Genomic DNA, 11496 nt, shown 5'->3' with positions numbered 1-11496 from the left:
CGCCCCGTCAGACGATCGGGTCGTGGACGGTGACGAGCTTGGTGCCGTCCGGGAACGTCGCCTCGACCTGGACGTCGCGGATCATCTCCGCGATCCCCTCCATGACGTCGTCCCTGGTCAGCAGTTGACGCCCGGAGGACATCAACTCCGCGACGGTCCGGCCGTCGCGGGCTCCTTCGAGGATGTGCGACGTGATGAGGGCGACCGCCTCGGGGTGGTTGAGCCGCAGGCCGCGGTCCCGGCGCTTGTGCGCCACGTCGGCCGCCACATGGATGAGCAGTCGCTCCTGCTCGTGGGGGGTCAGCTGCACGTCCCACCTCACAGTCCTCGCTCCGGACCGAGCGGGGTCCGGTTGCCGCCGCCACGGGGCGACGAGCCGGGTGGCGTGCGCGGCAGGCTAGTCGGACCGCGTTTCGGGAGCGTTAACCGAGGTGTGCTCCGTCCGGGGCGCAGGAGCGGTCCGGCATGCTCATCAGCGCCCGCAGCCCGTCCCGGAGGATCTCCACCGGGGCCGGGCCGAAGAGGGACTGCTGGGCGATGAAGCCGAGCACCGAGGCGATCATCGTGCGGGCCACGTGGTCGGGTTCGACGTCCGCCCGCATCATCCCGGCCTTCTGGTAGGCCTCGACGATCCTGCCCCAGGAGGCGCGGACCGACCCGTAGCCCTCCCGGAGCAGGGCGGCCAGCTCCTCGTTGCGCAGGGTCTCCGTCCAGACCTGGATGACGAGCCGGGGGAAGGCCGGCCGGCCGTCGACGACCAGGGACTCGCGGGCGCCGAGCGTCCTGCCGAGCACGGAGGCGACGAGTTCGTCGGGCGGCGGGGGCGGGCTCAGGCGGGCCGCCTCCTCGAAGGCCTCCCGGACGGAGCCGAGGACCTCGGCCACGATCGCCCCGATCAGCTCCTCCTTGCCGCTGAAGTAGCGGTAGACGGCGCCGGCCGACAGGTCGACCTCCTTCAGCACGTCCTGCATGGAGGTGGCGTGGAAGCCGTTGCGGGCGAAGCAGAGTGCGGCGCCGTCGAGGATCTGACGGCGGCGGGCGTCGAGATGTTCCTGGGACACGCGGGCCATGCCCCACAAACTAAAACGAATATTCATTCTTGACAACACCGGGAGCCGCGGAGGACGGTGGAGGCAGCAAAACGAACGATCCTTCTTTTTACCCGGTGGCACTCCGCTCCCGCAGACCTCTCCCTGAGGAGTCACCCATGTCCTCCCGCACACGCCCGCTGATCGCGGTCGTCGTCCTCGTGCCCGTCCTCGCCGCCCTGGCCCTGTGGGCCTTCGCGTGGCCGGCCTCCCGCATCGCCCCCCGCGACCTGCCCCTGGGCGTCGCCGGCCCCGCCGCCGCGGCGGCCCAGGTCGAACGGCAGCTCGAGAAGCACGAGGGCGCCTTCGAGATCCACCGCTACGCCGACGAGGCCGCCGCCCGGGACGCGGTGGAGGACCGCAGCGTGTACGGCGCGGTCGTGGTGACGCCCCGGGGACCCGAGCTGCTCACGGCGTCCGCGGCCGGGCCGGCCGTCGCCCAGTTCCTGCAGCAGGCCGTGAACCGGCAGGCCTCCGCCGAGGGCACCCAGGTGACGACGGTCGACGTCGTGCCCACCCCGGCGAGTGATCCCCGCGGCGCGGTGCTGAACGCCGCCGTGCTCCCGCTCGCCCTGGCCGGTATCGCGGCGGGTGCGGTGGTCACCCTGCTGGGGCTGCGCGGCATGCGTGCCGTCACGGCGTTGCTGGCGGCGTCCGCCCTGGTGGGCGCGGTCGCCGCCGGGATCGCGCACAGCTGGCTCGGCGCCCTCGCGGGCGACTGGTGGGTGGAGGCCTCGGCGCTCGGCCTGTCCACCCTGGCCGTCGGCGCGGCCGTCGCGGGTCCGGCCGCCCTGGTCGGCCCGGCCGGCACGGGCATCGGGGCGGCCCTGGTGATGCTGGTCGGCAACCCCTTCTCCGGCGCCACGTCGGCCCCGCAGATGCTCCCGGAGCCGGCCGGGGCGATCGGCCGGTGGCTGCCACCCGGTGCGGGGACGTCCCTGCTGCGCTCGGTGTCCTACTTCGACGGCGCCGCCGCGGCCGGACCGGCTCTCACCCTGGCCTGGTGGGCGGCGCTCGGGCTGGGAGCCGTACTGCTCGGCGACGCGCTGCGGACCCGGAAGAAGGACAGCGCCCCCGCCACCGGCCGGCGGGACCTCGCGACGGCCGGCTGACCGCGGCCTCCGCCCGGGCGACGGCCTGACAACGACCGCGCACCCCCGCCGTGACGGACGGGGGCGTGCGGTCCGTCGTTCCGGGCGGGCCGCACGCCGACCGCGTTGCGGGACGACCGTCCGGGGCCCGGGTGGACGACGGGTGGCGAACGGCGAGACGGCCCGGCTCGCCCACCTGGAGCACCGGGCCGCGGACCTCGGCATCTCGCTCTGCGCCACTCTCCCGGGGGCACGCTCCACGCGATGACGGCGATCTACGACACGACGCGCCGCGTCTTCTGCGACGTGGTGACGGTCCGCCCGGGCCGGACCGGCGCCCTCGCGTCGGTGCTGCTGGAGGCGGACACGCCCGGCAAGCGGGCCGTGCCGCCCGGTGCGCGCGTGGTGCTCCGCCGGTCCGCCCCGACCGAGCCGGTGAGCGGACGGGCCGGGGATCCGGCGGTCCGCGCCGAGGAGTTGTCCCGGGCCCGGGCCTGCGGGGAGGAGATGCCGGCACGCCACACCGGCCGCAGCCGTGAGCAGGTCGGCGCGGACCCTCGAGCGGGAAATCGTCCTCAGCACCGAGGAAGCGGTGGAGTACGGCCTGGTGGACCGGTTCGTGCCCCACCGTCAGGCCGGGCCGGCCGCGCCGGCCGGGAGTGAGCCCCCGCTGCCGCCTCCCGCGCTGCCGCCGCTGCCCGCGCTCACCCGCACCGAGGCGGAGTTGACCGACCGTTGCCTCGACGTCGTCGACCTGCCGGGACGGCTCGACCCGGCGCAGCCCGGCGACACCTACCGCGGACTGCGCGCGGCACAGGCCCTGGTGGCCGAGGCGGCCGCGCAGCGCGACACGCTCACTCCGACGCACCAACGGGGCGAGACGGAACCGCGCGCCGCGACGCCGGGCCCGCGCTCTGCGGGTGCCGGACGGCGAGCGGCGCACCGACCGCGTCACCCTTCCGCCGCAGTCCGCCAGTTGAGGCGGGTGCACCGCCCGGAGGAGCACGGTCGGCGGAGCGTCCGGCTCCGAGTCGAAACCGACCAAACGACGTACCCCTGTTCGGAGTAGACGCGCCTGCGGATTTCGGGTGGCTGAAGTTGCGCAAGGGGCCTGGACGGTGGGCGGAATCGGACATTCCATCGCTGGTCGGACCGTCCACGGAGGGGTGGACGGCGTCTCGAACACAGACGTGTCCACCCGAACGGGTGAGTGGTGAGTAACAACACAAATCCTCGGTTCCGTTGGGATTTCGGGACAGCGATGAGTCAAGATCCCTGACTGACGACAAGCCCCCGCCGCAGCGGCGGGGCGATCCGGGCGGACGCCGAGTCCTGCCGCCGCCCGGATGACCGGTCGACAGGAGTGGATCGGCAGGAGTGGAGGACCCAAGCACGACGGGTCGCCGGGACGGTCACGCCATGACCGGGTCCGAGCAGCCCTTGGGGTGAAGCCGCGTCAGCGGCCGGGCAACTTCGCCAGCCCGAATCCGACAGGTCATCCTTCACAGGCGGCTGACGAAGGGTTGCGCATGACTGCGCTCAATCGTGTCCCGTCGCTCATGGCCCGTGCCGGTACGGCCTCGGCTCTCACCATCGCCGCCGTCGGCGGCTCGATAGTGGCGCCCGGCTTCTCGTCCGAGGCCGCGGCAGCCACCCCGGCGACCAAGGCACTCCAGATCGCGGCCTCGAAGAAGGGATCGCCGTACAAGTACGGGGCCACCGGTCCGCACCGGTTCGACTGCTCCGGGCTGACGCTGTACTCGTTCAAGAAGGCGGGCAAGAAGCTGCCGCGCACGGCCGCCCAGCAGTACAACAAGACGCGCCACATCTCCGCCAAGAGCCGCAAGGCCGGGGACCTGGTGTTCTTCCACTCGGGCAAGAACGTGTACCACGTCGGTATCTACGCGGGTAAGAACAAGCTCTGGCACTCCCCGAAGACCGGGGACGTGGTGCGACTGCAGAAGATCTGGACCAAGAGCGTCTGGTACGGGCGCGTGAAGTGATCCGCCCGCGTGCGGCGGCGTCCTGACGCGCCGCCGCACGCCGGGGCGTGAAGCGGGCTCGGTTGGTTACCCGTCCGGGTATGGCCGAGCACCGCCCCTGCACCGCTCGCAACGAGACCCCGCTGCAACGCGCGGACCGCAACTTCGTCGAGCTGCTCCAGGAACTGCGTGTCACCCAGACGGGCGTGCAGATCCTGTTCGCCTTCCTGCTGTCGCTGGCCTTCACCGCGCGTTTCGAAGACCTCGACTCGGTCCAGCGCGTGACCTACGTGATCACGCTGCTGCTGGCCGTCCTGGCTGCGGCCCTCTTCACGGCGCCGGCCGCACTGCACCGCTCCCTTTTCCAGCAGGGCGCCAAGCCCCGCATCGTCCAGGTCTCCTCGCGCCTGGCGACCGTCGGCCTGGCCGTGCTGGTGTTCGCCTTCAGCGGCTCGGTCCTGCTGGTGGTGGACGTGACGACCGGTCGGCGGGGCGGCGTCGCGGCCGGCGTGGCCACGTTCCTGGTCTGCGCCGGCCTGTGGGGGCTGCTGCCACGGCTGGTGCGGCGCGCCGGGCTGCGGGCGGAGGCCGGCGCCGCCGCTGCGCGCGAGGATGCCCGGGATCCGGCCCGGACCGCCCCCGCTGCCCCCGCACCCGAGCGGCGCACGGTGACGCGGCCGCCGCGGCGCGTCGGGCCCCAACGCCGGGAGGTCCCGGCCAGGCGCCGCTGAGCGGCCGGGCTGCGGGGCTGAAGGACGGGGCCGGCGGACAGGGCTGGAGGGGAGAGCCGAAGAGGCGGCACGGCGGCGCGGGGGGCGTACAAGCGGCTTCTTGACAGTCGGCCCGGAGGTGTGCCTCGGGTGACGCGAGGAGGGCGGTGCGCAGGAGACCGGAGCCGGGGTTCTACCGTTCCGGTGGGCCTGCGGACGGTAGCGGCTGGGCCGGGATGGCCCAGGGCAGCTCGATCGAGATCGTCTTCCCGCCCTCACGGGTCGGGCGGATGCGAAGTTTGCCGCCGCACTCCGCGGTCAGCCACCGGATGATGACCAGGCCCCGGCCGTTGTCCTGCTGGACGGCGGCGGGCAGGCGCCTGGGGAAGCGCGGGTGGCTGTCCGTGACGCCGATGCGCAGGTGCTCGTCCCGGTCGAGCTCGACGTCCACCGTGAACGTGGGCGACTGGCCGAAGGTGTGCTGGACGGCGTTGGTGGCCAGTTCGGAGATGATCAGCCGGACGGTGTCGGACACTTCCGTGTCCGCCGGCAGGCCCCACTCCGCCAGCGTGTCCACCACGTAGGCGCGCGCCGCGGAGACCGAGGCGGGATCGCTCGGCAGAGTGACGGATGCTTCCAGATGGTCTGCCATGGCGACGTCGTCCCTTTCCCACGGGACCGCAGTCCGACACAACGCGGATGGTTCGAGTACGGTCCCGGACTGGTGCTTCGTCGCCAGGGTGCCACCGAAACACCCCCGAAGGACGGCGATCCACCAAGATATGCATATATCTGTCGCTCAAAGCGGTGAACTCTGCGACGGGAGACCGTATATGGGTGGCACGGAAGGAGTAAGGAGAAGCCCATGCAGCACGGTCCCGCGGTGCGCCGGCGGAAACTGGGTGCAGAGCTGCGTGCCCTGCGCGCGTCGGCGGGGCTGACCAGCGGTGAGGCGGCCCGGCTGGTGGGCTGGCACCAGTCCAAGGTCAGCCGTATCGAGACCGGCACCAGCGGGGTCAAGCCGGCCGACGTGCGGTTACTGCTCGACGCCTACGGTGTCGCCGACTCCCAGCTCCGCGAGCTGCTGCTGGTGCTGGCGGGCTCGGACGACGGTGGCGGGCGGCACCACTGGTGGCACGCCTACCGCGGTGTGCTGCCCCCGACCTACCGCGACTTCATCAGCCTGGAATCCCAGGCCGCCGCGATGCGCACGCTGGAGACCACGGTCGTCCCGGGCCTGCTCCAGACGCCCGAGTACGCCCGCGCGGTGACTCGGGCGGCGGTGGGGAACCTGCCGGAGGACCGGCTCGACACCCTCGTCGAGGTGCGGCTGGCCCGGCAGGACGTGCTGCGCGCGGATCCGCCGCTGGAGCTCAGCGCCGTCCTGGACGAGGCGGTGCTGCGGCGGGAGGTGGGCGGCCCGGGGGTCATGGCCCGGCAACTGGAGCGGCTGGTGGAGGCGGCGCGGCTGCCCCACGTACGGCTGCAGGTGCTGCCGTTCGCCGCCGGGGCGCATATCGGGGTCACCGGCCCTTTCGTCATCCTTTCATTTTTGAGCACTTCTGATCTGGATGTGGTTGTTCTCGACCACTTGACGAGTAGCCTCTACCTCGAACGGAAAGAAGACCTCCGGGCCTACACGGAGGCCTTCAACTCCCTTCTGATCCACGCCCTTTCGCCTGAGGATTCGTTGGATTTCATCGCCGGGACAGCCACCGGCGCGTAAGGAGGCACCATGCGTGCACTGCCTCGTCATGTCCCCTCGAGCCGCGAACTGCACGGTGTGCGGTGGCTGCGCAGCAGCTACAGCACCGGCGCGAACAACTGCGTCGAGACCGCGCGTCCGGACAGCCCGCCCTGGGCCGGGCTGCTCGCCGTGCGCGACTCCAAGGCCGCGGACGGGCCCGCGTTGCTCTTCTCACCGCAGAGCTGGGCGGGGTTCACGGCCGCCCTGGACCGTCTGTGACACCCCTGTGATCAGCCGCTTCACCCGCTGAAGAGGTCAGTCACCCATCCGATCAGTCCGTCATCGTGCGACGCACGGCCGTGTCACGCCGACTCATGGCCGCGTCTCGCCGATCAGTCGTACAGCGCGTTCGATCTGTTCACCCGTCAAGTCCGCGCGGGCGGTCAGCCTGAGCCGGGAGATGCCGTCGGGAACGGAAGGAGGACGGAAACACCCCACGGCCAGGCCCGCCGCGCGGCATTCGGCCGCCCAGCGCACCGCGTCCTCGGCAGAGGGCGCCCGCACCGAGACCACCGCGGCATCGGGACGCACCGCCTCCAGACCCGCGGCGGTCAGGCGTGCGTGCAGGTCACCGGCCACCGCACGGGCCCGGGCGGCCCGCTCCGGCTCGCGGCGCAGCAGCCGCAGCGCCGACAGGGCCGCCCCGGCCGCAGCGGGGGCGAGTCCCGTGTCGAAGATGAACGTCCGCGCCGCGTTGACCAGATGGTCGACGACCCGCGCGGGGCCCAGGACGGCTCCGCCCTGGCTGCCGAGCGACTTGGACAGGGTGACCGTCGTGACGACGTCGTCGGCGCCCGCGAGGCCCGCGGCATGGGGCGCGCCCCGGCCGCCCTCCCCCAGGACACCCAGGCCGTGGGCGTCGTCGACGACGAGTCCGGCGCCGTGCTCCCGGCAGGCACGGGCCAGCTCCGTGAGCGGGGCGGCGTCGCCGTCGACCGAGAAGACGGTGTCGGAGACCGCGATCGCGGGACCCTCGTGTGTCCTGAGTGCCTTGCGCACCGCGTCCGGTTCGGCGTGGGCGGCGACCTGGGTGGTGCCGCGGGCCAGCCGGCAGCCGTCGATCAGGGAGGCGTGGTTGCCGGCGTCGGAGACGATCAGGGAGCCGTGCGGGGCCAGCGCGGTGACCGCGGCGAGGTTGGCGGCGTAGCCGGAGGAGAAGACCAGGGCCGCCTGGGAACCGCAGAAGTCGGCCAGTTCGCGTTCCAGTTCCGTGTGCAGTTCGGTGGTGCCGGTGACGAGCCGGGAACCGGTGGCACCCCCGCCCCAGACCCGGGCGGCGCGGGCCGCGCCCTCGACCACCTCGGGGTGGTGGGCCAGTCCGAGGTAGTCGTTGCTCGCCAGATCCAGCAGGGGCGAGTCGGCCGGACGAGGACGCAGTGTCCGGACGAGTCCGGCGCTGCGGCGCCGCTCCGCCTGCTCGTCGAGCCAGCCGAACGCCATGGGTGGTCCTCCGCGGAATTTGTAGGCAGTGCACAGACACTAGCGGGACGACCAGCGGGTCACTGTGTGGCAATACCCACACGTCGAACCCGATTGCTTGTGTGAAGTCTCCTTGGCCGGGAGCGGGTGCGTAGGACAGGATCGGCTCTCATGGACCTGCTGAACACGCTGGTGGACAAAGGGCTTCGGCGCGAGACGCCGACCCGTGACGAGGCACTTGCCGTCCTTCGGACGTCCGACGACGACCTGCTCGATGTGGTGGCCGCGGCCGGGAAGGTGCGCCGGCACTGGTTCGGCCGACGGGTGAAACTCAACTATCTCGTCAACCTGAAGTCGGGCCTGTGCCCGGAGGACTGTTCGTACTGTTCGCAGCGGCTCGGCTCGACCGCCGGGATCCTGAAGTACACCTGGCTGAAGCCGGACCAGGCGTCCGACGCGGCGGCGGCCGGGGTGGCCGGGGGCGCCAAGCGGGTGTGCCTGGTGGCCAGCGGGCGGGGCCCGACCGACCGCGACGTGGACCGGGTCTCCGAGACGATCAGGACGATCAAGGAGAACAACGAGGGCGTCGAGGTGTGCGCCTGTCTCGGACTGCTCTCCGACGGCCAGGCGGAGCGACTGCGTGAGGCGGGGGCGGACGCCTACAACCACAACCTGAACACGTCCGAGGCGACGTACGGGGACATCACCAGCACGCACACCTACGCCGACCGCGTCGACACGGTGAACAAGGCGCACGCCGCGGGGCTGTCCGCCTGCTCCGGCCTGATCGCCGGCATGGGCGAGACCGACGAGGACCTGGTCGACGTCGTCTTCTCGCTGCGCGAACTGGACCCGGACTCGGTGCCGGTCAACTTCCTGATCCCCTTCGAGGGCACACCGCTCGGCAAGGAGTGGAACCTGACCCCGCAGCGGTGTCTCAGGATCCTCGCGATGACGCGGTTCGTCTGCCCGGACGTGGAGGTGCGTATCGCGGGCGGGCGCGAGGTGCACCTGCGCACCATGCAGCCGCTCGCCCTGCACCTGGCCAACTCCATCTTCCTCGGCGACTACCTCACCAGTGAGGGCCAGGCGGGCAAGGCCGACCTGGAGATGATCGCGGACGCCGGGTTCGAGGTGGAGGGCGCGGACCAGGTGACGCTGCCCCGGCACCGGGCCGGCGGCGGCTGCGGAAGCGGTGGCGGCTGCGGTTGTGAGGGGGCCGAGGGCGGGGGCGTCTGCGGTCACGGGACGGCCGATGGGGCGGACCCGTGCGGTTCCGAGGGGGCGGGCGTGTGCGGTTCCGCGACCGCCGCCGACGCCGCCGGGCCCGCTGCCGTGGCCGGTGGTCCCCGTACGGATCTGGTCGCCGTGCGCCGCCGGGGTGCCGGGACGGACCTCGCGCCCAATGCCTGAGCTGACGGTCCCCGAACTGCTGGAGCTGGACCGGCGGCACGTCTGGCACCCCTACGGTCCGATGCCCGGGCGGCAGGAGCCCCTCGCCGTGGAGTCGGCGAGCGGGGTGCGGCTGCGTCTGGCCGACGGTTCGGGAGAGCTGGTCGACGGGATGTCCTCCTGGTGGTCGGCGATCCACGGCTACAACCACCCGGTGCTGAACGAGGCCGCGCGCGAGCAGCTCGGGCGGATGAGCCACGTGATGTTCGGCGGACTCACCCACGAGCCCGCCGTCCGTCTGGCCAAGCTCCTTGTCGACATGTCGCCCGAAGGGCTGGAGCACGTCTTCCTCGCCGACTCCGGGTCGGTGTCGGTCGAGGTGGCGGTCAAGATGTGCCTGCAGTACTGGCGTTCGCTGGGCCGTCCCGGCAAGCAGCGGCTGCTGACCTGGCGCGGCGGCTACCACGGGGACACCTGGCAGCCCATGTCGGTGTGCGACCCCGAGGGCGGGATGCACGGGCTGTGGAGCGGGGTGCTCCAGCGCCAGGTCTTCGCCGGCCCGCCCCCCGCGGAGTTCGAGGAGACCTACGCCGAGCACCTGCGCACGCTGATCGCCGGGCACGCCGACGAGCTGGCCGCGGTGATCGTCGAGCCGGTGGTGCAGGGCGCGGGCGGTATGCGGTTCCACTCCCCCGCGTATCTGCGGGTGCTGCGCGAGGTGTGCGACGCGCACGACGTGCTGCTGGTCTTCGACGAGATCGCGACCGGCTTCGGCCGTACGGGCGCGTTGTTCGCGGCGGAGCACGCGGCGGTCACGCCCGATGTGATGTGCGTGGGCAAGGCGCTGACCGGCGGCTATCTGACCATGGCCGCCACGCTGTGCACCGGGCGGGTGGCCGACGGCATCTCGCGCGGCGAGGTCCCGGTGCTCGCGCACGGCCCGACCTTCATGGGCAACCCGCTCGCCGCCTCGGTGGCCTGCGCCTCGATCGAGCTGCTGCTCGGGCAGGACTGGCTCGCGGAGGTCAAGCGGATCGAGACCGGACTGCGCGACGGGCTCGCGGCGGCCTCCGCGCTTCCGGGCGTGAGGGACGTACGGGTCCTCGGCGCCATCGGCGTGGTGCAGCTGGACCACGCCGTGGACATGAAGGCGGCGACGGAGGCGGCCGTGCGCGAGGGCGTGTGGCTGCGGCCGTTCCGCGATCTGATCTACACCATGCCGCCGTACGTCACGGGCGACGCGGACCTGGCGCGGATCGCGCGGGCGGTGTGCGCGGCGGCTCGGGAGGGGTGACATGCCGGTACTGGTGATCACGGGCACGGGCACGGAGGTCGGCAAGACCGTCGTGACCGCCGCCGTCGCCGCCACCGCGCTGGCGGCCGGCCGTACGGTCGCCGTGCTGAAGGCCGCGCAGACGGGTGTGCTGCCGGACGAGGCCGGGGACGCTGCGGAGGTCGCCCGCCTGGCGGGCCCGGTGACGACGGCCGAACTGGCGCGGTATCCGGAGCCGTTGGCTCCGGCCACCGCCGCCCGCCGGGCCGGCCGGGACCCGGTGCGGCCGCACCGGGTCGCGGAGGCGGCCGCCGAGCTGGCCACCGAGCACGACCTGGTGCTGGTGGAGGGCGCCGGCGGGCTGCTCGTACGGTTCGACGCGGCCGGCGGCACGCTGGCGGACGCGGCCGGGCTGCTGTCGGCGCCGGTGCTCGTCGTGGTGCAGGCCGGGCTCGGCACGCTCAACACCACGGAGCTGACCGCCCGTGAGCTGCGGCGACGGCACCTGGACCTGGCCGGGATCGTGATCGGGAGCTGGCCCGCCGAGCCGGACCTGGCCGCGCGCTGCAATCTGGAGGACCTTCCGGAGGTCGCCGGGGCGCCCCTGCTCGGGTCGGTCCCCGCCGGGTCGGGGAACCTGTCCCCCGCCGCGTTCCGGGCGTCGGCGCCCCAGTGGCTGGGACCGCGTCTGGACGGCACGTGGGACGCGGAGGCGTTCCGCACGCGGGAGGCGCCTCGGCGGGCGTGACCCGGCAGGGGCGTGAGCGTCCCGGTGGCACGGCGGTGAAACCGCT

13 protein-coding genes and 1 pseudogene are annotated in these 11496 nt (G+C 72.8%); 10 read left to right on the top strand and 4 right to left on the bottom strand.

Annotation, left to right across the window (positions count from 1 at the left end):
- Positions 1 to 7: 7 nt before the first annotated feature.
- Positions 8 to 310: an urease subunit gamma gene (locus tag Q5694_RS00265; RefSeq protein WP_333929880.1), complete on the bottom strand. Its 303-nt coding sequence runs from the start codon at positions 308 to 310 to the stop codon at positions 8 to 10.
- A 112-nt stretch (positions 311 to 422) separates the two neighbouring features.
- Positions 423 to 1070, bottom strand: a complete 648-nt coding sequence (locus Q5694_RS00260) for a TetR/AcrR family transcriptional regulator (RefSeq protein ID WP_333929879.1) — start codon at positions 1068 to 1070, stop codon at positions 423 to 425.
- Between the two features lie 137 nt (positions 1071 to 1207).
- Between Q5694_RS00260 and Q5694_RS00255 the strand changes: the two genes are divergently transcribed.
- From Q5694_RS00255 to Q5694_RS00235, 5 genes and pseudogenes are all read left to right on the top strand, one after another.
- A complete protein-coding gene (locus Q5694_RS00255; RefSeq protein WP_333929878.1) occupies positions 1208 to 2200 on the top strand; it encodes an ABC transporter permease in 993 nt (330 codons plus the stop codon).
- 243 nt (positions 2201 to 2443) lie between these two features.
- Positions 2444 to 2842, top strand: a complete 399-nt coding sequence (locus Q5694_RS00250) for an ATP-dependent Clp protease proteolytic subunit (protein WP_333929877.1) — start codon at positions 2444 to 2446, stop codon at positions 2840 to 2842.
- A 7-nt stretch (positions 2843 to 2849) separates the two neighbouring features.
- Positions 2850 to 3159 (top strand): annotated as a pseudogene (locus tag Q5694_RS00245) (hypothetical protein).
- A gap of 549 nt (positions 3160 to 3708) precedes the next feature.
- Positions 3709 to 4182 (top strand): C40 family peptidase, encoded by a 474-nt coding sequence (locus Q5694_RS00240; RefSeq protein ID WP_333929876.1) that lies wholly within the window; start codon positions 3709 to 3711, stop codon positions 4180 to 4182.
- Between the two features lie 80 nt (positions 4183 to 4262).
- Entirely contained in the window at positions 4263 to 4892 is a 630-nt protein-coding gene (locus Q5694_RS00235) for a DUF6328 family protein (RefSeq protein ID WP_333929875.1), read from the top strand.
- A 172-nt stretch (positions 4893 to 5064) separates the two neighbouring features.
- On the opposite strand, the gene Q5694_RS00230 is transcribed toward Q5694_RS00235, so the two are convergent.
- A complete protein-coding gene (locus Q5694_RS00230) occupies positions 5065 to 5523 on the bottom strand; it encodes an ATP-binding protein (RefSeq protein WP_333929874.1) in 459 nt (152 codons plus the stop codon).
- 213 nt (positions 5524 to 5736) lie between these two features.
- On the opposite strand from Q5694_RS00230, the gene Q5694_RS00225 reads away from it, so the two are divergent.
- The gene (locus tag Q5694_RS00225; RefSeq protein ID WP_333929873.1) at positions 5737 to 6597 is read left to right on the top strand and encodes a helix-turn-helix domain-containing protein; all 861 of its coding nucleotides are present in this window, start codon (positions 5737 to 5739) and stop codon (positions 6595 to 6597) included.
- Between the two features lie 9 nt (positions 6598 to 6606).
- Positions 6607 to 6837, top strand: coding sequence for a DUF397 domain-containing protein (locus Q5694_RS00220; RefSeq protein ID WP_333929872.1), 231 nt, complete (start codon positions 6607 to 6609; stop codon positions 6835 to 6837).
- A gap of 93 nt (positions 6838 to 6930) precedes the next feature.
- Here Q5694_RS00220 and Q5694_RS00215 read toward each other — a convergent pair whose 3' ends face one another.
- Complete coding sequence (locus Q5694_RS00215) at positions 6931 to 8058, bottom strand: 8-amino-7-oxononanoate synthase (RefSeq protein WP_333929871.1); 1128 nt, start codon at positions 8056 to 8058, stop codon at positions 6931 to 6933.
- 150 nt (positions 8059 to 8208) lie between these two features.
- On the opposite strand from Q5694_RS00215, the gene bioB reads away from it, so the two are divergent.
- Genes bioB through bioD form a run of 3 tightly spaced genes read left to right on the top strand, consistent with a single transcriptional unit; the run spans position 8209 to position 11450 of the window.
- Positions 8209 to 9450, top strand: a complete 1242-nt coding sequence (gene bioB / locus Q5694_RS00210; protein ID WP_333929870.1) for a biotin synthase BioB — start codon at positions 8209 to 8211, stop codon at positions 9448 to 9450.
- Complete coding sequence (locus Q5694_RS00205; protein ID WP_333929869.1) at positions 9443 to 10723, top strand: adenosylmethionine--8-amino-7-oxononanoate transaminase; 1281 nt, start codon at positions 9443 to 9445, stop codon at positions 10721 to 10723. The genes bioB and Q5694_RS00205 overlap by 8 nt, the downstream gene beginning before the upstream one ends.
- Before the next feature lies 1 nt (position 10724).
- Positions 10725 to 11450 carry a dethiobiotin synthase gene (bioD, locus tag Q5694_RS00200; RefSeq protein WP_333929868.1) on the top strand — a complete coding sequence of 242 codons (726 nt, stop codon included), beginning with the start codon at positions 10725 to 10727 and terminating at the stop codon, positions 11448 to 11450.
- Positions 11451 to 11496 lie beyond the last annotated feature (46 nt).

The organism is Streptomyces sp. AHA2 (genome assembly GCF_036857595.1).
GTDB lineage: Bacteria > Actinomycetota > Actinomycetes > Streptomycetales > Streptomycetaceae > Streptomyces.
This window is presented reverse-complemented; position numbering and strand designations above follow the sequence as displayed.